The organism is Streptomyces rubrogriseus, assembly GCF_027947575.1.
GTDB classification, from domain to species: Bacteria; Actinomycetota; Actinomycetes; order Streptomycetales; family Streptomycetaceae; genus Streptomyces; species Streptomyces rubrogriseus.
On sequence record NZ_CP116256.1, the window covers coordinates 4,007,425 to 4,032,071 of the forward strand.

The 24,647-nt window shown below is 72.7% G+C and carries 22 protein-coding genes; 7 read left to right on the forward strand and 15 right to left on the reverse strand.

Going from position 1 to position 24,647, the window contains the following annotated elements; genetic code table 11:
- Position 1: 1 nt before the first annotated feature.
- A complete protein-coding gene (locus Sru02f_RS18315) occupies positions 2 to 1,045 on the forward strand; it encodes a LacI family DNA-binding transcriptional regulator (RefSeq protein WP_244941773.1) in 1,044 nt (347 codons plus the stop codon).
- Positions 1,046 to 1,107: 62 nt separating this feature from the next.
- Here Sru02f_RS18315 and Sru02f_RS18320 read toward each other — a convergent pair whose 3' ends face one another.
- Positions 1,108 to 1,773: a ThuA domain-containing protein gene (locus tag Sru02f_RS18320; RefSeq protein WP_167469411.1), complete on the reverse strand. Its 666-nt coding sequence runs from the start codon at positions 1,771 to 1,773 to the stop codon at positions 1,108 to 1,110.
- A 53-nt stretch (positions 1,774 to 1,826) separates the two neighbouring features.
- Entirely contained in the window at positions 1,827 to 2,969 is a 1,143-nt protein-coding gene (locus Sru02f_RS18325) for a mandelate racemase/muconate lactonizing enzyme family protein (protein WP_109031086.1), read from the reverse strand.
- A 126-nt stretch (positions 2,970 to 3,095) separates the two neighbouring features.
- On the opposite strand from Sru02f_RS18325, the gene Sru02f_RS18330 reads away from it, so the two are divergent.
- Positions 3,096 to 3,845 (forward strand): FadR/GntR family transcriptional regulator, encoded by a 750-nt coding sequence (locus Sru02f_RS18330; protein ID WP_164278663.1) that lies wholly within the window; start codon positions 3,096 to 3,098, stop codon positions 3,843 to 3,845.
- A gap of 148 nt (positions 3,846 to 3,993) precedes the next feature.
- On the opposite strand, the gene Sru02f_RS18335 is transcribed toward Sru02f_RS18330, so the two are convergent.
- From Sru02f_RS18335 to Sru02f_RS18385, 11 genes are all read right to left on the reverse strand, one after another.
- Complete coding sequence (locus Sru02f_RS18335; RefSeq protein WP_109031087.1) at positions 3,994 to 4,785, reverse strand: SDR family NAD(P)-dependent oxidoreductase; 792 nt, start codon at positions 4,783 to 4,785, stop codon at positions 3,994 to 3,996.
- 27 nt (positions 4,786 to 4,812) lie between these two features.
- The gene (locus tag Sru02f_RS18340) at positions 4,813 to 5,154 is read right to left on the reverse strand and encodes an L-rhamnose mutarotase (RefSeq protein ID WP_109031088.1); all 342 of its coding nucleotides are present in this window, start codon (positions 5,152 to 5,154) and stop codon (positions 4,813 to 4,815) included.
- Between the two features lie 108 nt (positions 5,155 to 5,262).
- Positions 5,263 to 6,105 (reverse strand): carbohydrate ABC transporter permease, encoded by an 843-nt coding sequence (locus Sru02f_RS18345; protein WP_109031089.1) that lies wholly within the window; start codon positions 6,103 to 6,105, stop codon positions 5,263 to 5,265.
- Positions 6,102 to 7,013, reverse strand: a complete 912-nt coding sequence (locus Sru02f_RS18350) for a carbohydrate ABC transporter permease (RefSeq protein ID WP_109031090.1) — start codon at positions 7,011 to 7,013, stop codon at positions 6,102 to 6,104. The genes Sru02f_RS18345 and Sru02f_RS18350 overlap by 4 nt, the downstream gene beginning before the upstream one ends.
- Positions 7,014 to 7,016: 3 nt before the next feature.
- Positions 7,017 to 8,291 (reverse strand): ABC transporter substrate-binding protein, encoded by a 1,275-nt coding sequence (locus tag Sru02f_RS18355; protein ID WP_244941774.1) that lies wholly within the window; start codon positions 8,289 to 8,291, stop codon positions 7,017 to 7,019.
- A 44-nt stretch (positions 8,292 to 8,335) separates the two neighbouring features.
- Positions 8,336 to 9,781: a hypothetical protein gene (locus Sru02f_RS18360; RefSeq protein ID WP_244941775.1), complete on the reverse strand. Its 1,446-nt coding sequence runs from the start codon at positions 9,779 to 9,781 to the stop codon at positions 8,336 to 8,338.
- 26 nt (positions 9,782 to 9,807) lie between these two features.
- Entirely contained in the window at positions 9,808 to 10,692 is an 885-nt protein-coding gene (locus Sru02f_RS18365) for an amidohydrolase family protein (RefSeq protein ID WP_109031093.1), read from the reverse strand.
- Positions 10,689 to 11,690 carry an aldo/keto reductase gene (locus Sru02f_RS18370; protein ID WP_109031094.1) on the reverse strand — a complete coding sequence of 334 codons (1,002 nt, stop codon included), beginning with the start codon at positions 11,688 to 11,690 and terminating at the stop codon, positions 10,689 to 10,691. The genes Sru02f_RS18365 and Sru02f_RS18370 overlap by 4 nt, the downstream gene beginning before the upstream one ends.
- A 5-nt stretch (positions 11,691 to 11,695) precedes the next feature.
- Entirely contained in the window at positions 11,696 to 12,715 is a 1,020-nt protein-coding gene (locus tag Sru02f_RS18375; protein WP_109031095.1) for a hydroxyacid dehydrogenase, read from the reverse strand.
- The gene (locus Sru02f_RS18380; RefSeq protein ID WP_109031096.1) at positions 12,712 to 13,962 is read right to left on the reverse strand and encodes a mandelate racemase/muconate lactonizing enzyme family protein; all 1,251 of its coding nucleotides are present in this window, start codon (positions 13,960 to 13,962) and stop codon (positions 12,712 to 12,714) included. The genes Sru02f_RS18375 and Sru02f_RS18380 overlap by 4 nt, the downstream gene beginning before the upstream one ends.
- A gap of 175 nt (positions 13,963 to 14,137) precedes the next feature.
- Positions 14,138 to 15,016 (reverse strand): fumarylacetoacetate hydrolase family protein, encoded by an 879-nt coding sequence (locus Sru02f_RS18385; RefSeq protein ID WP_109031097.1) that lies wholly within the window; start codon positions 15,014 to 15,016, stop codon positions 14,138 to 14,140.
- Positions 15,017 to 15,287: 271 nt separating this feature from the next.
- On the opposite strand from Sru02f_RS18385, the gene Sru02f_RS18390 reads away from it, so the two are divergent.
- A complete protein-coding gene (locus Sru02f_RS18390) occupies positions 15,288 to 16,070 on the forward strand; it encodes an IclR family transcriptional regulator (protein ID WP_109031098.1) in 783 nt (260 codons plus the stop codon).
- A 25-nt stretch (positions 16,071 to 16,095) separates the two neighbouring features.
- Here the strand turns inward: Sru02f_RS18390 and Sru02f_RS18395 are convergent, their stop codons facing one another.
- Positions 16,096 to 17,283 carry a GntR family transcriptional regulator gene (locus tag Sru02f_RS18395; RefSeq protein WP_167469412.1) on the reverse strand — a complete coding sequence of 396 codons (1,188 nt, stop codon included), beginning with the start codon at positions 17,281 to 17,283 and terminating at the stop codon, positions 16,096 to 16,098.
- 374 nt (positions 17,284 to 17,657) lie between these two features.
- Between Sru02f_RS18395 and Sru02f_RS18400 the strand changes: the two genes are divergently transcribed.
- The 3 genes from Sru02f_RS18400 to Sru02f_RS18410 all read left to right on the forward strand — a co-directional run bounded on the left by Sru02f_RS18400 (position 17,658) and on the right by Sru02f_RS18410 (position 22,803).
- Complete coding sequence (locus Sru02f_RS18400; protein WP_109031099.1) at positions 17,658 to 19,547, forward strand: right-handed parallel beta-helix repeat-containing protein; 1,890 nt, start codon at positions 17,658 to 17,660, stop codon at positions 19,545 to 19,547.
- A 151-nt stretch (positions 19,548 to 19,698) separates the two neighbouring features.
- A complete protein-coding gene (locus Sru02f_RS18405; RefSeq protein ID WP_109031100.1) occupies positions 19,699 to 22,128 on the forward strand; it encodes a glycoside hydrolase family 95 protein in 2,430 nt (809 codons plus the stop codon).
- A gap of 96 nt (positions 22,129 to 22,224) precedes the next feature.
- Positions 22,225 to 22,803 (forward strand): hypothetical protein, encoded by a 579-nt coding sequence (locus Sru02f_RS18410; RefSeq protein WP_109031101.1) that lies wholly within the window; start codon positions 22,225 to 22,227, stop codon positions 22,801 to 22,803.
- A gap of 10 nt (positions 22,804 to 22,813) precedes the next feature.
- Here the strand turns inward: Sru02f_RS18410 and Sru02f_RS18415 are convergent, their stop codons facing one another.
- The gene (locus Sru02f_RS18415; protein ID WP_109031102.1) at positions 22,814 to 23,380 is read right to left on the reverse strand and encodes a TetR/AcrR family transcriptional regulator; all 567 of its coding nucleotides are present in this window, start codon (positions 23,378 to 23,380) and stop codon (positions 22,814 to 22,816) included.
- Positions 23,381 to 23,500: 120 nt separating this feature from the next.
- Between Sru02f_RS18415 and Sru02f_RS18420 the strand changes: the two genes are divergently transcribed.
- Positions 23,501 to 24,619, forward strand: coding sequence for a saccharopine dehydrogenase NADP-binding domain-containing protein (locus tag Sru02f_RS18420; RefSeq protein WP_109031103.1), 1,119 nt, complete (start codon positions 23,501 to 23,503; stop codon positions 24,617 to 24,619).
- Positions 24,620 to 24,647 lie beyond the last annotated feature (28 nt).

The following is a 24,647-nucleotide window of genomic DNA, read 5'->3' on the forward strand; positions in this document are numbered from 1 at the left end:
CGTGACCCAGCCGCCGCCCCGCCGTCCCCGCAAACGATCCGCGACCCGTTCGGTGACCCTCTCGGACGTCGCGGCCGCCGCCGGGGTGTCCGCCCAGACGGTCTCCCGGGTCGTCCGCGACCCCCTGTCGGTGTCCGACGAGACGCGCGCGAGGGTCCAGGCGGCCCTCAAGGCCACCGGCTACGTGCCCAACCTGGCCGCCAGCAACCTGGCCTCGAACCGCAGCCGCACGGTCGCCGCCCTGGTACCGCAGATCAACGCCTCGGTCTTCGCCGACACGGTGCACGCCTTCTCCACGGCGCTGGCGGCCCACGGCTACCAGATCTTCGTCGGGACCACCGACTACCGGCCCGAGCACGAGGAGGCGGTGCTGCGCAGCTTCCTGGGCCGGCGGCCGGACGGGCTGCTCATGGTCGGGACCCGCCACACCCCGGGCACGCTGACGCTGCTCAAGGCGGCCGGGGTGCCGGTCGTGGAGACCTGGGGCTGGTCGGGGGACCCGGTGGATCTGCTGGTCGGCTTCTCCAACGCGGCGGCGGCAGCGGCGATGGTGGGCCACCTCGTGGAGCGCGGCCGGCGGCGGATCACCTTCGCCGGGCGGCACACCTCGGGCGACCCCCGGGCCGCGGAACGCCTGGACGGCTACACCGGCGCCGTCCGGGACCTGCTGGGCGGCGAGGCGCGCACCGTGGACGCCGGTCCCGAACCGGTCACCATGGACACCGGTGTCGCCCTGCTGGACCTGGCGCTGGAGAGGTACCCGGACTCCGACGCCGTGATGTTCTCCAGCGACGTCTTCGCCGCCGGTGCCCTCCAGGCCTGCGTACGGCGCGGCATCGACGTGCCGGGCAGGCTCGCCGTGGCCGGCTTCGGCGACTTCGAACTGGCCCGGCACCTGGTTCCGGCGCTGACCACGGTGGCCGTACCCAGCGCGCGGATCGGGGAGTTGGGCGCCGAACTGCTGCTGGCGCGGATGCGCGGTGCCGCGGTCGACGTCCCGCACCGGGACGTGGGGTACCGGGTCGTCGCGCGCGAGAGCACCTGACACGGGCGGGGCGCCGGGCCGTCGCGGGCGGGAGCGCCGGGCGGCCCGGACGCCCCCGGGCCTCACGCGCGCGCCGCCCACACGAGTCCGCGGCCGACGATCGCCGCAGTCTGCGGCACCCGGAGGTCCGCGACGCGGTGCCCGAGAGTGCAGACGAAGACCCGCCCCGATCCCCACCGGCGCGTCCACACCACGGGGAACTCGACGGGTTCGTCCCACGGGTCGGCCGGGCCCGGGGTGAGCACGGACGTGGCCAGGACGGTGTTGAGGGAGTCCGTGAGCACCCAGTAGTGCTCGGTCTCCACGTCGTAGTCCGTGACCCCCTCGACGATCTTGCCCTCCCGGTCGGGGGTGGCGCGGATCCGCACGGTGAACTCCTGGAAGCCGTCCGGGTGCCACAGGAAGCGGCCTCCGACCATCCGCAGGTAGCGGGGATTGGCGACATTCGTGGCGACCACGCCCCCGTGCCAGCCGGCGAAGCCGGTGCCCGCCTCCACCGCGTCGACCAGGTTCGCCTCCTGGTCCGCCGTCAGCCCGCCCGCCGACCAGGAGTGCACGACGAGGTCGGTGGCGGCGAGCAGCCCCGGGTCCTCGTACACCGCCAGGTCCTCGGCGATCTCGATCTCGAACCCCGCGCGCTCCAGCGCGGGCATGACCGACTCGGTGCAGCCGACCGGGTCGTGGCCCTCCCACCCGCCGCGGACCACCAGGGCCTTCCGCATGCTCATCTGCTGCTCCCTCCACGCGCCCTCGACGCGCTCGACGTGTCCCCGATGCCGTCTCACCGCGCCTGTGGCGCGAGTCTGAGGCCGGCGTCGGCCGGACGGACGTGCGGTCCGGACGGGAGGGACCACCCGCCCGCCGCGGCCCGTGCGACGATCCGCTCCTCGTCCACCTCGATGCCCAGTCCCGGGGCGTCGCCGAGGACGATTCCGCCGTCGGCGATCTCCTGGTCCACCCGCAGCCCGACCGGGAAGGCCAGGTCCTGCACCTCGGTCACCAGGTGGTTGGGCACGGCGGCCGCCGCGTGCGCGACCGGGTTGGCGTTGTACCCGACGGGGCTCACCGGCAGGCCGTGCCCGAAGGCGAGCGTCGAGACGCGCAGGAAGTGGGTGATGCCCCACACGGCGCCGGTCTGCACGACCCCCACCGCGTCCGCGGCCAGCAGCGGGCGGAAGTGCTCGAGACCCGTCAGGTTCTCCCCGGTCGCGACGGCGGCACGGATGCCGGTCGCGACCGCGCGGTGTCCCGCGACGTCCCAGCGCCGGACCGGTTCCTCGATCCAGGTGAGTTCGACCCGCTCCTCGACCTGCCGGGCCAGCCGCACCGCCTGGTGCCGTCCCCAGGACTCGTTGACGTCGTACATGAGCGCGGGGCGCTCGCTGTTGACCCGGAACACGTCGCGGACCGCCGCCAGGCGCCGTACGTCCCGGTCCACGTCGAGGCCGCCCTTGACCTTGGCGCCGGTGAAGCCGCGCCGCGCCCACCGTTCGTGGAACGCGACGAGTTCGTCGTCGCTCAGCGCGTAGTCCAGGCCGGAGGCGTAGCCCGGAACGAAGCGGTCGGCGGCGCCCAGTGTCCGCCACAGCGGCTCCTGGGCGATCTTCGCCTTGAGGTCCCACAGCGCCATGTCGAGGGCGCCGATCGTGCCGAACACGTGCCCGCCGTGACCGGACTTGAAGACGTGGGCGAGCATCCGGTCGTAGAGCGAGGTGACCGCCCGGGGGTCCTGGCCATCCAGCGCCGGGAAGACCCGCGCCACGTCGGCGTGGCCGCCGAGGCCCACGCCGGTCAGGCCCTCGTCCGTCTCCAGCAGCAGCACCGGCACCTCGGTGACGCCGGTGGTGACGACGCCGTTCACGTCGCCCACCGGTCGTCCCCACTCGTGGACCGTGGCAAGGGACCGGTATCCGGTGATGCGCATCGCGTCTCCCACGGCCGAGTCGTAACTTGTGATACGAGTGATGACCTTAGCATGTTCGGCTAACCTGGGGTCATTGGACAGCGGGGGCCGGGCGAACCTGCACGAGCATTGGGAGTCTCTGACCAGATGATCAAGCCATCCGCGGACACCACCGCCGTGTCCCGCCCTCAACGACGCCGGCCGCCGCTCGCCGCGGCCGTCGTCCAGAGCCTCGCGACGGCCATCGTGCTCGGGGAGTACCCGCCGGGCACCGCGCTGCCGTCGGCGGGTGAGCTCTGCGAGGAGTACGAGGTGAGCCGGACCGTGATCCGGGAGGCGACGACGACGCTCGCCGAGAAGGGGCTGGTGGCGACCCGTCAGGGCTGGGGGACCGTCGTCCTGGGCCAGGACCAGTGGAGCCTGCTCGACCCGCTGGTCCTCGACGCGCTGTTCCAGCGCGAGGACCGCCTGGTCTATCTGGACAACCTGATCGAGATCAGGACCACCCTGGAGTGCGCGATGGCCGCCCGCGCCGCCGGGCGCATCGACGGGGAAGAGTCGGCGGCGCTCTCGGCCAAGCTCGACGAACTCGCGGGCCTGATCGACGATCCCGAGGCCTACTCGCGCGCGGACATCGAGTTCCACGAGATCATCCACCACGCCTCCCGGGACGCGTTCGGACGGGCCATCGTCGCCAGCATCCAGGGCAAGGCCGTGCGCTCCCCGCAGTACAGCGGGGACCCGACGCGCGAGGACATCGAGCTGACGCACGAGGCCCACGCCCGGGTCGCCGCCGCGGTGCTCGACGGGGACGGCGACGCGGCCGCGGAGGCGATGCGCGAGCACATCACGTCGTCGTGGGCCCGCCGCCGCCCGGCCGACGCGCCCGACGCCTAGGAAGCACCACGAAGCGGCCGAGGCACCCGTCCTCGGACGGGCGCCTCGGCCGCGCGGCGACGCGGGTTCGGCCGGTCACGGCCGTCCGCCCTGTCGCCGGTGCTCGTGCGACTGACGTGGGGGTGCGGTCCGGTGCGCCGTGCCCCGGTCAGTCGCCGTCGGGGCGCAACCGCAGGCCCTGCATGCCACCGTCCACGGCGAGGGCCGTGCCGGTGACGGACGCCGCCGCCGGGGACGCCAGGTAGGCGATGGCCGCGGCGACCTCCTCGGCGCTCACCAGACGGCCGGTCGGCTGGCGGGCGTTGAGCGCGGTGCGCTCGGCGGCCGGGTCGTCGGCGCTCGACAGCAGCCGGTCTATCCACGGGGTGTCCGCCGTACCGGGGTTGACGCAGTTCACCCGGATGCCCTCACGGATGTGGTCGGCGGCCATGGCGAGGGTCAGGGACTGCACGGCGCCCTTGCTCGCGCTGTACAGCGCCCGCCGGGGCAGCCCCGCGGTCGCCGCGACCGAGCAGGTGTTGACCACCGCCGCGTGCCGGGAGGCGCGCAGGTGGGGCAGTGCGGCCCGGGTGGTCCGCACGATGCCGAGGACGTTGACGTCCAGGACGTGCCGCCACTCGGCGTCGTCGTTGTCCGCGACCGTCCCCTGGGCGCCGATGCCCGCGTTGTTCACCAGGATGTCCAGGCCGCCCAGCAGATCCACCGCCCGGTCGAGACCGGCCCGGACGGAGGCGTCGTCGCTGACGTCGCACCGGACGGGGAGCAGGGCCTCGCGGTCGGTGGCCGGCACGGCGTCCGGGGCGAGGTCGAGGACGGCGACCCGGGCGCCGCGGCGGGCCAGGAGCCTGGCCGTGGCGAGCCCGATCCCCGACGCGCCGCCCGTGACGACGGCCGCGAGACCGTCGAGTTCGGGGGCCGGGGGAGTGGGGGTGTGCGGCATGACGGTGTTCCTTCGCATGGGTGGCGGTCAGTCCAGGTGGAAGAGTTCCTCGCCGGTCACCCACCGCTCCCCGGCCTGCGCCGAGTCCAGGGGCTGCTGGCAGGGATCGGTGAGCGTCCACCACTGCTGGGTCTCGGGGTCGGCGGCGATGGCGGCCATGTCGGCCTCGTAGTCGTCGCCGGTGTACTCGAAGTAGGCGAACAGGGTGTGGTCGCGCAGGAAGACGGAGTAGTTGGTGACGTGCGCACGGGAGAGGGTGTCCAGCACCGGCCGGGGCACCGCACGGTGCAACTTCCGGTACTTCTCGGCGTGTTCGGGGCGCAGCCGGATCACGGACGCCACCCGGCGGGGTGTGCGGGGTGCGGGCATGGCTGGTCACTCCTTCGCGAAACGGGTCGCTTCCGGGCGGGTGACGGGTGACGGGTGACGGGTGACGGGAGACGGGAGACGGGCCCGGCGCGGGCGGGCACGGGCCGGCTAGCCCTTGACCGCCCCCGCCGCGAGCCCGCTCATGATGTGTCGCTGCATCACGACGAAGATCACCAGGATCGGGATCACCGCGAGCAGCAGGGTCGGGAACACCTTGGTGTAGTCGGTGGAGTACTGGCCGACGGCCGCGTACACCCCCGTGGTGACGGTGTAGACGCCGCTGCCGGGACCGAGGATCATCTGCGGGCTGGCGAAGTCGTTCCAGACGCTGAGCGAGTTGAGGATGAAGACCGTGGCGACGATCGGCCGCATCAACGGCAGGATGATCCGCCACAGCGTGCGGTACCGGCCGGCCCCGTCGATGGCCGCGGCCTCGTCCAGCGATCTGGGCAGCACCCGGATGTAGCCGAAGAACACGAACAGTGTGAACGGGATGGTGGTCGCCGTCATGAACAGGATGAGCCCCGGCAGCGTCCCCATCAGGCCGATCCCCCGCAGTACGAAGATGACCGGCACCAGGATCACCTGGGTGGGGATGAACATGCCCGCGACGAAGAAGAACAACAGCAGCCGCGAGACCGGCTTCGGCGTGCGGGCCAGCACGTACGCCGCGGGCGCGCACACCGCCATGGCGAGCGCGTTCACACAGAGCACCAGCGCGATGGTGACGCCGTAGCCCTTGAGGATGCTGAAGTCGGGGTTGTTCCAGGCGTCGGCGAGGTACTGGAAGGTCGCCGTGCCGAAGCTCGGTGAGAACGGGTTGGCGAGGATCTCCTGCTGGCTCTTGAAGGCGTTGACCACCAGGAGGTACATCGGCACGAGCATGCCGAGGGACACCAGGGAGACGAACGCGACCCGGACGGTGGCGGCCGAGGTGAGTGTTTTCTTCATCCGATGGACTCCGCGTCGTCCTCGGCTCGCCTGCGCAGGACGAGGACTGTGATGGCCAGGACCGCGGCGGCGACGATCAGCAGCACGGCCTGGGCCGAGGCGAGGCCGATGTCCCGCTGCGGGAAGGAGACTGCGAGGATCGAGTAGGCGAGCGTCTTGGTGGAGCCCGCCGGGCCGCCCCCGGTCAGCGACACGACCACGTCGTACGTCTTCAGCAGGGAGATACCCGAGGTGATGACGGCGACCGTCACGGTGGACGCCAGCGAGGGCCAGGTGACGGCACGGAAGGTCTGCCACCTGCTCGCGCCGTCGATCCGGGCCGCCTCCAGCAGATCCGCCGGCACCGCCTGCAGACCCGCCAGGTAGAGGATCAGCTGGACGCCGAAGAGCGACCAGACGATGACGAGGATCATCGACCACAGGGCCCAGTCGGGGTCGCTGAGGAAGGGCAGGCTGTCGGTGCCGACCTTCTCCAGCATGGTGTTGACCACGCCCTGCGGGCCGAGGACGGCCTGCCACAGGAAGCCCACGACCAGCGCGCTGAGCACGTGCGGATAGAACATGACGACCCGGCCGAAGGTGTTGAACCGGTTGGTGCGCCGCAGCAGCAGCGCGAGGCCCAGCGCGGCCAGGTTGACCGCGACCGCGCCCACCACGGCCACCACGGCGGTGACCACCATGGTGCCGGTGATGTCGTCGGACCCGAACATGGTCCGGTAGTTGTCCAGACCGACGAACTCGGGGACCCGGTGCGGGAATCCGTTGTACTCGGTGAAGCTGTAGTAGATCGCGTAGATCACCGGTACGACCAGCAGGGCGACGTAGACGAGCACCGCGGGCACGACCATGCTGACGCGGGCGCCCAGGTCGCGCCAGGCCCGCGGCTTCGAGACAGATGTCCGTTCCATGGGTCAGCGGTTCTCGTCGACCCACTGGTCGATGCTCTTGGCGGCGTCCGCCGGGCCCGCCCCGGTGTACAGGCTCTGCGCGATCTCGGTGAACTTCGGGTTGAAGCCGGTGACGGGCAGCCGGACGTTGCCCTGCCCCTCGCCCACGGCGACCAGCGCGGGGGCGTCGTCGAGGATGCCCTGGATCTGCGCGTCGACCCCCGACCGCTTCGGCTCGGCGCCCTTGCGGAACACCCCGTCCGAGCCGAGCTGCGCCTCGACGGCCTCGGCGTCGGTGACCAGGTACTCCACCAGCTGCTTGGCGCCGTCCTCGTCCCCGGTGCCCTTGCGGATCATGTAGGGGTTGGCCATGGTGGCGCCCTGCGGGCCCGGGTACGCCTGACCGTCCGCGGCCGGCGGGGAGAACACGCCCACCTCGAAGGGGAGGTCCCCCGCCTTGTCCAGACTCGCCGCGAACCAGCTGCCGTTGGTGTAGAGACCCACCTTGCCCGCGGTGAAGTTGCCGTCCGCCTGGGAGGGGCTGAGCCCGACGTCGCTCTTGCCGATGTAGCCGGCCTTGATCCAGTCGGCGTACATCTGGAACGCGGGCTCGTACGCGTCGCCGACCGAGAGCTGGTCGTCGGCGACGGCGGTCTGCCACTTGGGGTGCAGCTGGTTCAGCGTGGGGTGGTAGATCTGCTGGAGCTGGAGGCCGGTCTGGAAGTCGCCGGCCGTCTGCATCGGCGTGTACCCGGCCTTCTTGAGGTCGCCGAGGTCCTTGGTCAGCTCGTCCCAGGTGGTGGGCGGCCTGCTGATCCCGGCCTTCTCGAAGGCGGTCTTGTTGTAGTAGACCAGCGACTGCGTCTGGGTGCCGACGCCGACCGCGTAGTGGGCGTCGCCCATGGCGTACTCGTCGAACATCGGCGTGCCCTTGGCCCAGGCCTCGCCGCCGAGGTCGATCAGTTCGGGCGCCGTGTCGTCGTCGGGGAAGATCGACTGGATGACGTCGGGCGCCGTGCCGGCGGCCAGTTGCTGCGGGAAGGACTCGGCGACGGACTTGCCGGTCGGGCCCTCTATCTTCACCTTCAGGCCGGTCTCGTCCTCGAAGGGCTTGACCAGCTTCTCCCAGTAGGCCTGGTTGAGGTTGTCGGTGAGGTTCACCATCATCCGGATCTCGCCGTCCTCGCCCTCCGCGGAGCCGGAGCCCGACGAGCAGGCCGCGACGAGGAGCAGCGGAACCACGGCGGCAAGCGCGGCACCGCGCGCCTTGCTCCCTCTGTTGGTCGACGTCATTGTCATCTCTCTTTTCCTCGGTGGGGAAAGCCGGCGATGTCGTTCGGTGGTCACAGCCGTCCCCGGTAGGGCAGGGGGCCGACGGCGGTGATGTCGGTGGGGGCCTCGCCGTGGTCGACGCGGTAGATGCCGTCGTCGGCGACGAAGAACTCGGGGACGTCCGGGTGGCGCAGCTCCTCGGGCAGCGGCTCGCGGTCCGTCCAGGCGAAGAACTCCCGGGCGAAGACGGCCCGGTCCTTGCGGCCGTACAGGTGCAGGTCGCCCGCGGTGAGCGGGCTGCGCACGGACCAGTGGACGCCGGACTCGGCCCAGTACGCGCGATCGCTGACCAGCACCGACCGTCGGTCGCGCGGCGCGGTCACCCGGTCCCAGAAGTCGTCCTCCGGACCGTACCGGGCCATCAGGAACAGCAGGTCGTGCGCGTGCCAGGCGGTGCTGGGCGCGATGTCGGCCTCGTTGTGCCAGCCGCTCGCGGAGGCGAAGTACCCGGCCGGCGTCTGGTAGTGGGCGTAGGTGGCGAGGCAGGCCTCGGTGAACGCCTCCAGCTCGGCGTCCGGGCCCTCGGCCAGCACCTCGTGGATGCCGTACAGGGTCAGTCCCATGCCCGCGATGAGCATCGGGGTGTCCGTCTTCAGGGCGCGCTCGCCCCGGACGTACCAGTAGCGGTGGTAGCGGGTGGCGCCGGTCTCGTCGGTCCAGGCCGAGCGGGCCACGTGGCGGCACAACCGCCGTGCTTCGGCGAGCAGTTCCAGATCGCCCTGGGCGCGGTACCCGAGCACCAGCGGCACGATCATGAGGCCGTAGTACTCGGCGGGCTCCAGGATGCCGCCCTCGGCGCGGTCGCGCACGGTGCGGAACGTGCCGGTGCTCTCCGGGTCCGGCACTCCCCGGTGGTGGAAGAGCCGGATCAGCTCCGCCAGGTCCTCGGGAATCTCGTCGGCGTAGGTCTTGTCGTCGCTCAGCTCCGTGTAGAGCTGCTTGACCCAGACCCGGGCGTACTCCTGGTTGCAGGTGCCGTCCTCGCCGGGGCGCCCGCCGCCGTAGACCTCGCAGGCGTCGAGGTTGCGCCGTACGGCGGCCAGTACGGCGGCCACCTCCTCGGCGGGCAGCAGGTGCCCGGCGTGGCGCACCGCGAGCAGCATGCCGAGGCTGCCGACGGCGTTGTGGATGAGGCCGCTGGTCGCCGACTCGCCGACCTGGAAGCCGATGTGCGCGTACTGTCCGTCGGGCTGCACCTCGGAGCACTGGTAACGCAGCAGCCGGCGCAGCAGGGCGACGCCCCGCTCGTCCGGCCGGGCGGCCAGGGCCCGGGCCCAGGCGCCGACGGCCGGACCGGCGAACGTGGTGTGTCCGCTGGTGAAGTCGAGGAAGGTGGCCGGGTTGGTGCCCCACACGCTGTGGTTGTGGAAGCCGTTGATCGCCCCTTCGGCCGTCACCCAGCTGTGCAGCCAGCCGGCCAGCGCGGCCGTGTCCGGCGTCGTGGTCTGGTGTTCCATGGTGTTGGCGTTCCTTCCGCAGCGGATCACACGGCCGCGTCGTGCGCGGTGTTCAGCAGGGCGGGGTCGAGGCGGTAGAAGCGGGTGGCCGTGGAGCCGAGGACGGCGGCGCGTTCGTCGGGGGCCAGCGGGGCGAGGAGTTCGCACATGGCCTCCCAGGTACGCGCGTAGCCTCCCGCCAGCAGGGAGATCGGCCAGTCGCCGCCGTACATCAGCCGCTCGGGCCCGAACAGCTCCAGCGCGTCCTCGACGAAGGGCCGCACCTCGTCGGTGGTCCACGCGTCCAGAGCGCCCGAGGCCGAGTAGAGGCCGGAGAGCTTCGCGTGGACGCCGGGGTGCTTCGCGGCGGCGGCGATCAGGCGGTGCCACTCGGCCCGGTCCTCGCGGCCGCCGCCGACGGGCGGCTTGCCGAGGTGGTCGACGACCAGGCGCAGCGCGGGGTGCCGGGCCGCCAGCCGGGGCAGATGGCGCAGCGCGGCGGGCGAGGAGGTGGAGTAGTCGAAGGCGAGACCGGCCCCGGCGAGCAGCGAGAGGCCCGCACCGGCCCCCGGGCCGAGGATCCACTCCGGGTCCGGCCGCTCGTGGAGCAGGGTGCGTACGCCCACCACGTGCGGGTCGCGGCCGAGCACGGTCAGGCGGGCCCGGGCCCGGTCCGGGTCGTCCAGCGGAACCCAGGCGACGACACCGGCGACCTCCGGGTGCGTGGCGGCGGTCGCCAGCATGAGGTCGGTGTCCGCGTCGTTGTCGGCCGCCTGGACCAGGACGACCGCGTCGACCCCGGCCGTGCGCAGGGCCGGACGGGCGTCGTGGAACCGCATGGCGCGGTCGACGGGCGACAGCGCCGGGCCCAGCCAGTCGTAGGCCGCCCGTCCGGGATCCCACACGTGCAGATGGGCGTCGACGACGGTCATGACGGCTCCCCGGGAGTGGACGGCGCGCCGACCTCAGGGAGCAGACCGAGGTCCGCCAGCTCCGTCCACAGGGCGTCCGGAACGCCGGCCGCGAGCCGCGCCGCGTTCGTGCGTGACTGCTCCGCGTCGCGGGCGCCGAGCACCACCGACACGACCGCGGGGTGCCGCAGCGGGTAGGCGATCGCGGCCTCGGGCAGTGTGACGCCGTGCCGCTCGCAGACGTCCGCGAGTGCGCCGGCCCGCGCGATCAGCTCGCGGGGCGCGGGCAGGTAGTCGTAGGTGGCGTCGGCCGGCGGACGGTCGGCCGCGAGCAGGCCGGAGTTGTAGACGGCGGCGGCCACGACGCCCACCCCGCGCTCCTGGGCGAGCGGCAGCAGCTCGTCCCGTGCGGACTGGTCGAGCAGGGTGTGCCGCCCGGCCACCATGACCAGGTCGACGTCCGAGCGGCGGACGAACTCGGCGAGCATCGCGGCCTGGTTCATGCCCACGCCGACCGCCTTCACCACCCCCTGGTCGCGCAGTCCGACGAGGGTGTCGACGCCGGTGGTGGAGGCCTGCTGCCAGTGCTCGTCGGGATCGTGCAGGTAGACGATGTCGACGTGGTCGAGCCCGAGCCGGGTCAGGCTGCCCTCCAGGGAGCGCAGGATGCCGTCCCTGGAGAAGTCCCAGTCGCGCCGGAAGGCGGCGGGCACGGCGAAGCCGCCGTCGTCCTGCCGGTGCGCGGTCCCGGGGCTGGGCACCAGCAGCCGGCCCACTTTGGTGGACACCGTGTACTCGTCCCGGGGGCGCCGGGCGAGGGCGGCGCCGAGGCGGCGTTCCGACAGCCCGAGTCCGTAGTGCGGTGCGGTGTCGAAGTAGCGGACACCACTGTCCCAGGCCGCGTCGACGGCGCCCCGTGCGTCCGTGTCGCTGGTCTCGCGGGCCAGGTTGCCCAACTGGGCGGCGCCCAGGCCCAGTGCGGTCAGCACCGGACCGCGGGGGAGGGTACGGGAACGCATCGCCCTCACCACACCCTCGTACGGGCGGAGGCCGCGAGGTCCTCCGGGTGGGCGAAGGGCCGGCCGGCCGCGAACCGCTCCACCTCGTCGGCCACGGCGTCACCGATGCGGTGCAGCTCCCCGCCGAGCGAACCCGCCAGGTGCGGGGTGAGCACGACGTTGTCCAGGGTCCACAGCTCGCTGCCCGGGTCCGGCGGCTCGGGGTCGGTGACGTCGAGGACGGCGTCGATGCGGCCGGTGCGCAGTTCGGCCAGCAGAGCCTCCTGGTCGACGACGGCACCCCGCGCGGTGTTGACGAGCGTCGCGCCGTCCGGCATCAGGGCGAGCCGTCCCGCGTCGATCCGGCCGCGGGTCGCGGGGGTCAGGGGCTGGTGCAGGGACACCACGCGGCTGTGCGCCATCAGTTCGTCGAGCGGCACCAGCCGCGCGCCGAGGGCGGCCGCCTGCTCCGCCGTGAGCGTCGGGTCGTACAGGAGGACGTCCAGGTCGAAGGGGCGCAACAGGCCGAGCACCGCGCGGCCGACGGTGGAGGCGCCCACGATGCCGACCGTCTGCCGGTAGTTGCCGCGTCCGGCGTACGCGCCGAAGTGGTCGGGCAGGGTCCGCGAGGCGCGGTAGCGGCGCTCCTCGGCCAGGACGCGCTTGTTGGCGAGCAGGATCATGGCGAGGGTGTACTCGGCCACCGGCCCGGAGTTGGCGGCGCGGGCGTTGGCCGCGACCACGCCGCGGGCGGCGAAGGCCGCCGGGTCCTCCAGACAGGTCGCGGCGACCCCGCCCGCGTAGACCACGGCCCGCAGCCGTTCGGTGCCGGGCAGGTGCTCGGCCGGTACGACGGGCGCGTCCCAGCCCGCGACGAGGATCTCGGCACCGGCCAGCGCGTCGCGGGAGCGGGCGGAGTCCAGTTCGGCGAGGACCTGGCCGGTGTCGATGTCGGCGGCGCGGCGCAGCCGGGCCAGGGCGGCGTCGTCGAAGACGGCGTGGACCAGCCGGGGGTTCATGGCGAGGACGGCGCGTGGTCGCGTCACGGCGTGTTCTCCCTCTCGGTGTGCTCGCTGCGCGCGGGACGGTGGGCGGGGCCGGGCACGCCCAGGGAAGGGGTGCCCGCCCGGACGCGGGTGGCCGGACCCGGAGGGCCGGGCTCGGGCACCAGCCGCAGGCCGGCGTCGCGGGGGCGTACGTGCGGGCCGTCGGGGCGGGCCCAGCCGGCGTTCTGCCGCGGGGCGGCGAGTGCGCTCTCGTCGACCGTGATGCCGAGCCCCGGCGCGTCGCCGAGGACGATGCCGCCGTTCTCGATCGCCTGGTCCACGGTCAGTCCGGCCGGTGTGCCGGTGTCCTGCACCTCGGTGACCAGGTGGTTGGGGACGGCGGCGGCCGCGTGCGCCAACGGGTTGGCGTGGTAGCCGACCGGGCTGACCGGGAGGTCGTGGCCGTGGGCGAGGGTCGCCACCCGCAGGAAGTGGGTGATGCCCCAGACGCCTGCGGTCTGTACGACCTGGAGCGCGTCGGCCGCCAGCAGGGGGCGGAACTGCTCCAGGCCGGTCAGGTTCTCACCGCTGGCGACGGCGGTGCGCGCGGCCCGGCCCACGGCCCGGTGTCCTCTCGCGTCCCAGCGGCGCACCGGTTCCTCGATCCAGGCGAGTTCGACGCGGTCCTCGATCCGGGCGAGCAGCCGCACGGCCTGGTGCCTGCCCCAGGACTCGTTGACGTCGAGCATCAGGGCGGGGGAGCGGGTGTTGGGGCGCAGCACCTCCGCGACCGCGCGCAGCCTGCCGATGTCGCGTTCGGTGTCCAGGCCGCCCTTGAGTTTGGCGCCGGTGAAGCCGCGTGCTGCCCAGCCGGAGTACAGCGCGACCAACTCCTCGTCGTCCAGCGCGATGTCGAGGCCGGACGCGTAGCCGGGCACGAAACGGTCCGCCGCGCCGAGGGTGCGCCACAGCGGCTCGCCGGCCATCTTCGCCTTGAGGTCCCACAGCGCCGTGTCGAAGGCGCCGATGGTGCCGAAGGCGGTGCCGGCGTGGCCGCTCTTGAAGGTGTGGGCCAGCATCCGGTCGTAGAGCGTGGTGACGGCCCGTGGGTCCTGACCGTCGAGGGCGGGGAAGACCCGCTCGGCGTCGCCGTGTGCGCCGAGGCCCACTCCGGTGAGGCCGCCGTCGGTCTCGACCAGCAGGACCGGGACCTCGGTGACGCCTTGTGCGACGAAGCCGTTGGCGTCTCCGACGGGGCGCCCCCAGCGGTGCACCGTCGTCAGGCTCCGGAATCCGGTGATCTTCAACTGCTCCCCCTCTTGTGCTCTCCTCGCCGTCCCGCCCGTCGGCCCACCCACCCCGCGCCAGGGAAGACCGAGGGGGCGTGGGAGGTGGGGGAGGTGCCGTCGGGCCTGGGGAACGGGCGTCGTGCGGCCGTCGGGAATCAGTCCCGCAACCGTGCCCTCATCGAGTCGTAACGTATCATACAAGTGATGACTGAGAAGAGGTCTGCGCGGCGACAAGTGCCTGGCGCTGGCGCCCCAGTCCCTCGATCTCGATCTCCATCACGTCCCCGGGCCGCAGGTAGGGGAAGCGCCCGGACAGGGCGACGCCCTCCGGGGTGCCGGTGTTGATGACGTCCCCCGGGTCCAGGACCAGGTACTGGCTCAGGTCGTACACGAGCTGCGCGACGGAGAAGATCATGTCGGCGGTGCGCGAGTCCTGCCGCGGTTCGCCGTTCACGAACGACCGCAGCCGCAGTGCCTGGACGTCGGGCACCTCGTCGGCCGGAACCAGGAAGGGGCCGAGCGGGTTGAACGTGGCGCACGACTTGCCCTTGGACCACTGGCCCCCGGAGTGCTCCAGCTGGAAGTCGCGCTCGGAGACGTCGTTGGAGACGGCGTAGCCGGCCACGTGCTCCAGGGCTTGCCCGGGGGAGTCCAGGTACCGCGCCGTCCGGCCGATGACGACGGCGAGTTCGACCTCCCAGTCCGTCCTGGCGGAGCCGCGCGGGATCTCCACCTCGTCGTTCGGGCCGACCACCGTGTTCGGCGGCTTGAAGAAGATCACCGGGCGGGTGGGCGGCTCGCTGCCGGACTCCGCCGCGTGGGCCGCGTAGTTCTGGCCGACACAGACCACCGCGCCGGGCCGCGCGACGGGCGGTCCGAAGCGCAGCCCCTCGGTCCGCAGCGGGGGCAGGGCGTCGTCGGCCAGGGCCCGACGGGTGCGGGCGATGCCGTCCGCCGCGAGGAAGGTGCCGTCGATGTCGGAGGTCAGGGAGGAGAGGTCCCGGGTGACGCCCCGGTCGTCGATGACGGCGGGGCGTTCCCGCCCGGGGTCTCCGAGCCGTACGAGTTTCATGGGTCGCTTTCCTTGGTCGGGAGCCGGGTCCGGCCGTGCCGCCGCTCGCGCCGGACACGTCCGTACCGGCCGGCCGGTGTGGAGATGGCGAAGACGGTCGGCACCGTGACGAGGGGGTGCCGACTTCCCGGTGCGCGCGGACGTCCGCCGTGATCGGCGCCGTGCCGGCGCCGCCGCTCCGGGGCTTGCGGGCCCAGTATCGGTGTACGGCACCGCTTGTTGTCAATTGACTGGTTTACTGTCAACAGGCTGACAACTAGGGTGTGACGCCATGACTACTCGGGACGGATCGGTATGGGCCAGTGCCGCACCGGCGCCGGCGGTGCTGCGGGCGGGCGCGATCCTCGACGCGCTGGCGGACGCCCGCGGCCGGGCGCTGTCGCCCGCCCAGCTGGCCGCCGCCGCGGGCGGCATACCGCGCGCGTCCGTCGTCAACATCTGCGCGGCCCTGCGCGAACAGGAACTGGTCCGCGCCGTGGACGGCGGCTTCGCCCTCGGACCGGGCCTGCTCCGGCTCGCCCAGTCCTATCTCGACGCCTTCGATCCCGTGCGCAGCTTCCGGGAGCAGGTGAGCCGCCTGGGCGACCGCGAGGAGACCCTCCAACTGGCCACCATGGACGGCGCGGACGTCGTCTATCTGGCGGTGCACGAGGGCACCGTCCTGATGCGCCTCACCAGCCGGGCGGGGGCGAGGCTGCCGGTCACCTGCACGGCGCTGGGCAAGGCCATGCTGGCCGGCCTGGACGACAGCGGGGTGCGTGAACTGCTGGCCGCCCGGGAGCCGTTCGAGGCGCGCACCCCCTGGTCCCTCACGACGCTGGACGCGCTGCTCGCGGAGGTGCGCGACGTGCGCACGGCCGGGCACGCCGTCGACGACCAGGAGGCCGCCGAGGGGATCGTGTGCGTCGCGGCGGCCGTTCCCGGACCGGCCGGGGGCGACCGGTCCTTCGCCGTCAGTTCCTCGCTGCTCAAGTCCCAGGCCAGCCCCGAGCGGGTGGCGGAGCTCGCCGCGCTCATCAAGGGTGTCGTGCGGAGGATGGGCGGAGCGGCGTGAGGCGAAACCGCCGGCGGCGCCCGGCTCACCGTCCGGGGCCGGTGGCGGGCCCGGACCCGTCGGGCAGGTAGCGGGCGGCCTCGCCCGCGGCGTGGTCGGCGAACATCGGCCCGGCGGCATCCGGGTCACCGGAGCGCAGGACGTCCAGCAGTTCGGCGTGGTGCTCGGCCATCGCGCCCCAGCTGCCCGCGTAGCGCGGGTCGCCCAGGACGTGCAGGTCCCACAGGCTGGACTCGATCATGCGCCACAGACGGATCAGGGCCGCGTTGCGGGCGGCTTCGCACACATGCCGGTGAAATGACATGTCGGCGTCGCGGAAGGCGCCGATGTCGTCCTCGGCGGCGGCCCGGCGCAGCCGGCTCACGTCCTCGGTGAGCAGCCGCGTGTGCTCGGCGTCCAGCCGTCCGGCCACCCGGCGGGCCGCGTACTCCTCGAACATCACCCGGATGTCCCGGATGTCCTGCGCCTGCCGTTCTGAGACCCGCGCGACATAAGTGCCGCGGTGCGGTTGGGAGATGACCAGGCCCTCGTAGGCGAGGCGTTTGATCGCCTCGCGGGGCGGGGCCTGACTGGTGCCGAAACCGCGTGCGATCTCCGACTCGACCAGGCGCTGCCCCGGTGCCAGCCGGCCGCTGACGATCCAGTCGCGCAGCAGCGTGTACACGTGGTCGGAGAGCAACTGCCGCGGCATGCGCGGCGTGCCCGGCACCGGACCGCCCCCGGTTCGGCTCGCTTCCCCGCCCTCCTGCCCGTCCGCCTCCCCGTGCGGCTCGCCCGGGCGTCCGTCCGGCCGTTCGGGCAGCCTGGCCTCCTGCTCCCGCCAGATCCGGGCGACGGTGGACTGCGACAGTCCGAGCGTGTCGGACAGCGAGCGGGTCGAGGGCACCGGGGCACCGGCGCGGGCCTGTTCGACCACGGCCGCGACCCGGGCCTCCGCCTCCTGCCGGTTGCTGCTGCGGGGGCGCCCCGAGCGAGGTGCGTCGTGCAGACCGGCGAGGCCCCGCCGGAGATAGCGCTCCCGCCACTTGGCCACCGTGGCGGGACTGACCATGAGCCGCTGCGCGACCTCCGCGTTGGTCAGTCCCTCGGCACAGGCCAGGACGATCCGGCCGCGCAGCCGGAGGCCGGCCTGCTGCCGCCGGGCGAGATCCGCGAGGGCCGCCCGCTCCTCAGCACCGAGCTGGGGAAACTCCGGCAGGACGGGATCGGTCATGGCACCGCGCTTCCTGGGATGCGTGAACTTATGACTCACGGGCCGCGAGTTCGTCGCCCCTCACGTCATCAATTTCAGGTTCAGCCACGCGTATTGACGACACCACGGCACGAACATATTAACTATCGTTGCTCGATCAGTGACCCACTAATCGTGTACGCGATGCCGTGCGGATGCTCCGCCGGAACGGGCATCCCCAGGGCCGCCGGAGGGCACGACGCCCCCGCACCCGGACCGCGATCCCGCGCGACACCGGTATCCGTGCCGACGGCTCCGGCGTCCGTGACGCCACGGAACACACACCCGTCCGGCCCACGTGGATCCGGACAACGACACCACGCACCCTCACGCACTCCGTGCGACAAGGAGACCTCGTGCCAACCACCCGGGTACGCCCCGTACGACGACGGACCAGAAGACTCCCCCTGCTGCTCGCGGCCGGCGCCCTGCTGGTCGGCGGCGCCACGTTGGACACGCCCGACGCGAGCGCCCAGTCGGCGGGCTGCAGGGCCACCGAGCTGTTCGTGTCCCCCGACGGGAACGACAAGGCCAAGGGTACGAAGGACAAGCCCTTCAAGACGATCGAGAAGGCCCGCGACCACATCCGCGACAAGGGTCTCAACCGGCCCGGCAAGATGCGCTGCGACATCCACGTCAACCTGAGGGCCGGCGACTACCCGGTGAGCCGGACCGTTGAACTCGACGACCGCGACTCGGGCGCCGGTGACCACCAGGTCGTCTACCGCTCCTACGACGGCCCCGGCAAGGCCCGCGTGACGGGCGCCGAGCCGGTGACCGGCTGGGAGGAGTACAAGGACGGCATCTACCGTGCCGACGTCGGCACGGACAACCCCTTCTACACCCTCTTCGAGGACGGCACCCGCGCCACCACCGCCCGCTACCCCAACCGCAAGTCCGAGGAGGAGTGGGCCCCGTACCTCACCTCCACCCTCCCGGAGCCGGAGAAGGAGGCCGTCCACCAGTGGCTGTACTCCAACCCCGGTGACTGGGACGCCACGTGGGACCTCGGCAACGCCCAGGCGGTGGTCTGGTCCGGCGGCAGCTGGAGCTGGTTCACCGACACGGTCCCGATCCGGGACTGGAACCCGGCCAAGAACCAGATGACGCTCAAGTACTGGACCCGGTACGCGCTCAACAACTCCGGCGGTGGCTCGCGCTACTTCCTCCAGAACTCCCTCGACTTCCTGGACCAGGCCGGCGAGTACTACCTGGACTTCAAGAAGGGGCAGCTCTACTACAAGCCCCGCGGCGACATCGACGACGTCACCGTGCTGCGGCCCACGGTCAAGACCCTGTTCGACCTGGCAGGCACCGCACCGGACCGACGGGTCCAGAACGTCACGCTGGACGGACTCGCCCTGCAGTACACCGACTTCGTCGACTGGTACCGCAACGGGTGGATCAGCGACGGCGACTCCGGCGAGGTGCACGAGTACCCGGAGTACGACCGGCAGATCGAGATGCCGCGCAACCGCTTCGGCGCCGTCTCCGTCACCAACAGCAAGGACGTCACCCTGTCCCGGCTGAAGATCTCGGACACCGGCTACCACGCCGTCTACGCACTCGCCGCCAACGACCACCTGACCGTCCGCGACAGCCTGCTGGAGAACATCGGCGCCGACGGAATCAAGGTGGAGGGCCCCTACCCGGGCGAGGGGAACACCTCCAACGGCCACCTGCTCACCAACAACTACATCACCCACTACGGTGAACTGAACCCCGGTGACGCCTCCGGCATCGAGCTGATGAACACCGGGCACAACACGGTCAGCCACAGTCACGTCAGGCACAGCGCCCGCTACGGCATCAGCCTCGAGGTCCGGCCGGAAGTGGCCCTCGAGGACAACTACGCCCGCGGCAACACCTTCGAGTACCTGCGCATCGACGAAGCCGGCCTGGACAGCGGCGACATGGGCGCCTTCTACACCTACGGCGTCAACAACGTCGAGCCGTACCCGATGGACAACCACGTGCGCCAGATGGTCGTCGGCGACGTGATTCCGGACGAGTCGATGCCCGACAGCGGCACCCGGGGCATCCACATGGACGCCGGCGGCTGCGGCTTCACCTTCGAGGACATCGAGGTGGGCAGGACCACCGACCAGTCCTACCAGAGCTACCAGTGCAACGACGTGAAGAACGCCAACTGGGAGGACGGGTACGACGCCTCCAAGATGGAGTACGACAAGATCGGCGTCACCGCCTCCTTCCCCTACCCGCTGCCCGACGGGGACACCCAGTGAGCGGTCGCTGACCGGCCCCCGTCCGACGAACGCCCCCGGGCAGCGTGCCGCACGAGCCGCTGCCCGGGGTGCGGTGGGCGCGGGCCCCGGACCGCCCGCGCCCGGCACAGAGCATTCGCACCGCCCTCGACACGTACCTGGAGGCTTTGCCATGCCCGAGTTCTCCCGACGAAACGTCCTGGCCGCGGCCGGAGCCTCCGCTGCGGCGACCGCGCTGAGCGCCGCTCCCGCACCGGCCGCGCCGCAGGCGGCGGACCCCGCCGCGTCGGCGGCGCCGGGCGAGGACCACGCCGCCGCCCCGATGCGGCTGTGGTACCGCGCACCGGCACAGGAGTGGCTCGAGGCCCTGCCGGTCGGCAACGGCCGGCTCGGCGCCATGGTCTTCGGCGGCACCGACACCGAACGGCTCCAGCTCAACGAGGACAGCCTGTGGGCCGGCGGTCCGGGCGACTACGCCCGTCCCGACGCCGTTCGGCACCTGGCGGAGATCCGCCGCCTGGTGGTCGAGGAGAAGTGGAACCAGGCACAGCGCCTCATCGACGCCGAGTTCCTGGGCAGCCCCTCGGAGCAGGCCGCCTACCAGGTGCTCGGCGACCTCGAACTCACCCTCGCCGGTGAGGGCGAGGTCGCCCACTACGAACGCGAGCTGGACCTGGAGACCGCCGTCGCCCGCACCACCTACACCCGGGGCGGGGTACGCCACGTCCGCGAGGTCTTCGCCAGCGCCCCCGACCAGGTCCTCGTCGTCCGGCTGAGCGCGGACACCCCGGGCGCCGTCGGCTTCACCGCCCGCTTCACCAGCCCCCAGCGCTCCGGCGACTCGGCCGTGGACGCGCACACCATCGCCCTCGACGGTGTCGGCGGCGACTGGTACGGCCGGCCCGGCTCGGTGCGCTTCCGGGGCCTGGCCCGCGCCGAGTCCGAGGGCGGCCGGGTGTCCACCGACGGCGGAACACTCACCGTCGAGGGCGCCGACGCCGCCACCCTCGTCATCTCCCTGGCGACCAGCTACCGCAACTACCTCGACGTCGGCGCCGACCCCGCCGCCCGGGCCCGCAACCACCTGGCACCGGCCGCGAGGAAGCCGTACGCACACCTGCGCGACCGGCACGTCGCCGACCACCGGCGTCTGTTCGGCCGGGTCGCCCTCGACCTGGGTCCCTCGGAGCGCGCCGAGCTGCCCACCGACGAACGCATCCCGCTGTTCGCCGACGGCAAGGACCCCCAACTGGCCGCGCTCTACTTCCAGTACGGCCGCTACCTGCTCGCCTCCTGCTCCCGCTCGCCCGGACAGCCCGCCAACCTCCAGGGCCTGTGGAACGACAGTCCGAACCCGGCCTGGGAGTCCAAGTACACCGTCAACATCAACTTCGAGATGAACTACTGGCCGGCCGGACCCGGCAACCTCGCCGAGTGCTGGGACCCGGCCGTGCGGATGGTGCACGAACTGGCCGAGTCGGGCGCCCGCACCGCCAAGGAGCTGTACGACGCCCCCGGCTGGGTGCTCCACCACAACACCGACGGCTGGCGCGGCACCGCGCCGGTGGACGCCGCCCAGTACGGCATGTGGCCGACCGGCGGTGCCTGGCTGTGCGTGATGCTGTGGGACCACTACCGGTTCACCGGGGACACGGGCGCGCTGAGCCGCAACTACCCGGTGATGAAGGGAGCGGTGGAGTTCTTCCTCGACACCCTCCAGGTGGACGCGGAGACCGGCTGGCTCGTCACCAACCCCTCCCAGTCGCCCGAGGTGACCCACCACCAGGACGAGGGCGAGAGCGTCAGCATCTGCGCCGGCCCCACCATGGACATGCAGCTGCTGCGGGACCTCTTCGACGCCTACCGTCAGGCCGCGGAGGTGCTGGACCGCGACAGCCGACTCGTCGGCCGGGTCACCGAGGTCCGTGACCGGCTCGCCCCCACCCGCGTCGGCTACCTGGGCCAGATCCAGGAGTGGCTGGTGGACTGGGAGGAGGCGGCCCTGGTCAGGAGCCGCCACGTGTCCCACCTGTACGGCGTGTTCCCCAGCGCCCAGATCACCCCGAGGGGCACCCCGGAACTCGCCGCGGCCGCCAAGAAGAGCCTGGAGCTGCGCGGCACCGCGGGACAGGGCTGGTCCCTCGCCTGGAAGATCAACATGTGGGCCAGGCTGCTGGAACCGGCGCGGGCCTACCAGCACCTGGCGGACCTGCTCACCCCGGCGCGCACCGCGCCGAACCTCTTCGACCTCCACCCGCCCTTCCAGATCGACGGCAACTTCGGCGGCGTCTCCGGCATCACCGAGATGCTGCTGCAGAGCCACGCGGGCGAGATCGAGCTGCTGCCCGCCCTGCCCGAGGCATGGCCCACCGGATCCTTCCGGGGCCTGCGGGCGCGCGGCGGGTTCGAGGTCGACCTGGAGTGGACCGGGGACGGCATCACGCGCGCGGAGGTGCGCTCGCTGCTCGGCGACCCGGTACGGATCCGCACCCCGCACCCGGTGCGCGTCGAGGGCGTCGACGCCGACCACCCCGAGCGGGGTGTGGTGTCCTTCGGCACCCGCCGCGGGGGCCGGTACCGCCTCGCACCGGTCACCCGGTAACGGCGCCACGCCCCCTCACCCGTCCACCGCGGTCGCCCCACCGGAACGGGACGACCGCGGTGCCGCGGCGGGCGGCGGACCGTGTTGGATGGGCGCATGAGCCAGACAGCTGCTGCCCTGCGCCTGCGGCGGGCGATCGCCCGGACCCGGGACGCGACGCGAGAACGGGCGCCCGAGGGGCGCCGCCCGGAGGAGGCCGACGACGTGCTGGGCACCTTCGCCACGGACGGGGCGCTCAACTTCGACCCCTTCCCCTTCCTCCGGGCACTCCACGACGCCGGCTCCCACGCGGTGGTCATCGGCCAGGTCGCCGGCATCATGCACGGCTCCACCGAACTGACCGGAGACCTGGACCTGTTGTGGGACGGCACCCCCGCCGAGGCGCGAGCCCTGCGTGCCGCCCTCGCGGCGTGCGGCTGCGCCGAACCGCCGGACCTGGGCCGTGAACAGGCGGCATACGAGGTCACCGGGGCCGCCGGGGACCTGTGCACCCCCGTGCTTCCCTGGGGGGACATGGATGTGTCGCCCTGCCTGGCCCGGGCCGAGACCACCCACGACCCGTCGGGATTCACCGTCCGCTACGCCGCACTCGACGACCTGATCCGCATGCGCCGTGCCCTCGGGCGGCCGAAGGACCACCGCCGCGCGGACGAACTCACCCGCCTGCTTCCCTGACCGGGGTGGCTCACGTCCCGGCGAGGGCGGCCCGCAGCCGGTCGGTCACCGTGTCCAGGCAGCTGTCGAAACCGATGCGTCCCCCGGCGTCGATCCAGCGTCGGAAGGCGACACCGAAGGCCACCGTGGCGAGCTGTGCGACGAGTTCGGCCGTGTCGGTCTCCACCCCCCGCCGGACGAGGGCGTCGCGGACCGCCCGGGTGATCGCGGCCGCCTTGGTCCGTTCGCGCTCCTGCAACTCGGGGCTGGCGTCGATGACCGTCCGCCGCTCCGCAGAGTCGTGCACCTGCGCCACCAGTTCGGTGCCGACACGGGACATCGCCTCGAGGACGGCGGTGAGCGGAGCCGCGTCGGGCTCCGCCGCCAGGACGGCCTCCGCCAGCGCCGGGGGCAGGAGTTCCGAGCCGCCGAACAGGACCTCCCGCTTGTCCGGGAAGTAACGGAAGTACGAGCGCCGGGTGAGTCCGGCCCGCTCGGCGATGTCGGTCACGGTCACGTCGTCGTAGCCGCGCTCCAGGTACAGCTCCAGAGCCGCCCGCTTCAGGCGCTGCTCCGCACCCGGGTCCCACCTTGCCATGGTCCGACTCTAACAGGTGATGTCTCGCTGTGTCGTCAGTGCTAGCCTGAAGTCATGGCACGGTGTGTCATCACCGGGGTGTGCGTCCCGGTGCCGCCCGGAGCAGACAGGGACAGGGCCATGACCGAGACCAGCGGGACCGGCGGAACGACCGGAGTGAACAGGACGGACGACGAGGTGTGGATCGTCGGGGCCACCGGCCGGGTGGGCCGGGGCGTGGCCGGGCGACTGGCCGCGCGGGGACTGGCGGTCGTACCGGTCGGGCGCAGCCGCGAGCGGATGGCCGCGGCAGGCGCCGAAGCCGGCCTCCCCGCCGACGCGAAGGTCGTCGTCGCCGACTCGGCGGAGCGGATCGCGCAGGAGGTGGTGCGCCGGCACCCCCGGGTCGTGGTGAACACGATGGGCGACTACGCCACCACGGCGCCGGTGATCGCCCGTGCCTGCATGTCCGGCGGCGGCCACTACGTCGACCAGGCCAACGACGTCGTCGCCGTCCGGGGACTCCTCGCCCTGCACGAGGAAGCGACCCGAGCGGGCAGCACCCTGGTCACCGGCGCCGGATTCGGGGTGCTGGCGACGGAGGCGGTCGTGCTGAAGCTGTGCGAGGGGCGACCCGCGCCGCACCGGGTGCGAGTCGACTCCGTGGCCTCGGTGGCCGTCGAGGCCGGTGCCCTCGGTGCCGCCCTGGCCTCGGGCATCGTGGACGCACTCACCGCCGGCGGGCGGCGCTACGCCGACGGAGAGCTGGTGCGCTCGCGCCTCGGCGCCGACCCGCGGCGACTCACCTTCCCCGACGGGACGTCGGCCAAGACGGCGGGTGTCGCCTCCGGCGAACTCGTCGCGGCGCGGGCGGCGGCCGAGGCACCGTTCGTCACCGCGACGTCCTCCCTCGCGCCGACCGCTCCGCTCCTGCGCGCCGTGGTACCGCTGCTCGGCCGCCTGCTGTCCGTCCCGGCACTGCGGCGCCTCGCCGTCGACCGGCTCGGCCGGGTCACCGTGAAGGCCGCGCCCCGTCCACGCGAGCACTCCTGGGGCCACGCCGTCGTGGAGTGGGCCGACGGCACCCGGCGCGAGGGCTGGCTCCGGGCCGGCGAGGGCATGGACTTCACGACCGACGTCACCGCCACCGTCACCGCACTGCTGGCCCGCGGCGCCGGCCGACCCGGGGCCTGGACACCGGCGGCCGCCCTCGGAGCCGACCTGGCGACCAGCGCCGGCGGAACCTTCGTACTGGACTGACGTCCACCGGCCGCCGCCGTCCCGGGTG

Coding starts and splice junctions, on each gene's coding strand:
- Sru02f_RS18420 (WP_109031103.1), top strand. CDS start 23,501: ATGACCGAGACCAGCGGGACCGGCGGAACGACCGGAGTGAACAGGACG.
- Sru02f_RS18385 (WP_109031097.1), bottom strand. CDS start 15,016: ATGAAACTCGTACGGCTCGGAGACCCCGGGCGGGAACGCCCCGCCGTC.
- Sru02f_RS18335 (WP_109031087.1), bottom strand. CDS start 4,785: ATGCCGCACACCCCCACTCCCCCGGCCCCCGAACTCGACGGTCTCGCG.
- Sru02f_RS18395 (WP_167469412.1), bottom strand. CDS start 17,283: ATGACCGATCCCGTCCTGCCGGAGTTTCCCCAGCTCGGTGCTGAGGAG.
- Sru02f_RS18360 (WP_244941775.1), bottom strand. CDS start 9,781: ATGGAACACCAGACCACGACGCCGGACACGGCCGCGCTGGCCGGCTGG.
- Sru02f_RS18370 (WP_109031094.1), bottom strand. CDS start 11,690: ATGCGTTCCCGTACCCTCCCCCGCGGTCCGGTGCTGACCGCACTGGGC.
- Sru02f_RS18350 (WP_109031090.1), bottom strand. CDS start 7,013: ATGGAACGGACATCTGTCTCGAAGCCGCGGGCCTGGCGCGACCTGGGC.
- Sru02f_RS18355 (WP_244941774.1), bottom strand. CDS start 8,291: ATGACAATGACGTCGACCAACAGAGGGAGCAAGGCGCGCGGTGCCGCG.
- Sru02f_RS18390 (WP_109031098.1), top strand. CDS start 15,288: ATGACTACTCGGGACGGATCGGTATGGGCCAGTGCCGCACCGGCGCCG.
- Sru02f_RS18345 (WP_109031089.1), bottom strand. CDS start 6,105: ATGAAGAAAACACTCACCTCGGCCGCCACCGTCCGGGTCGCGTTCGTC.
- Sru02f_RS18325 (WP_109031086.1), bottom strand. CDS start 2,969: ATGCGCATCACCGGATACCGGTCCCTTGCCACGGTCCACGAGTGGGGA.
- Sru02f_RS18410 (WP_109031101.1), top strand. CDS start 22,225: ATGAGCCAGACAGCTGCTGCCCTGCGCCTGCGGCGGGCGATCGCCCGG.
- Sru02f_RS18365 (WP_109031093.1), bottom strand. CDS start 10,692: ATGACCGTCGTCGACGCCCATCTGCACGTGTGGGATCCCGGACGGGCG.
- Sru02f_RS18330 (WP_164278663.1), top strand. CDS start 3,096: ATGATCAAGCCATCCGCGGACACCACCGCCGTGTCCCGCCCTCAACGA.
- Sru02f_RS18415 (WP_109031102.1), bottom strand. CDS start 23,380: ATGGCAAGGTGGGACCCGGGTGCGGAGCAGCGCCTGAAGCGGGCGGCT.
- Sru02f_RS18340 (WP_109031088.1), bottom strand. CDS start 5,154: ATGCCCGCACCCCGCACACCCCGCCGGGTGGCGTCCGTGATCCGGCTG.
- Sru02f_RS18405 (WP_109031100.1), top strand. CDS start 19,699: ATGCCCGAGTTCTCCCGACGAAACGTCCTGGCCGCGGCCGGAGCCTCC.
- Sru02f_RS18320 (WP_167469411.1), bottom strand. CDS start 1,773: ATGAGCATGCGGAAGGCCCTGGTGGTCCGCGGCGGGTGGGAGGGCCAC.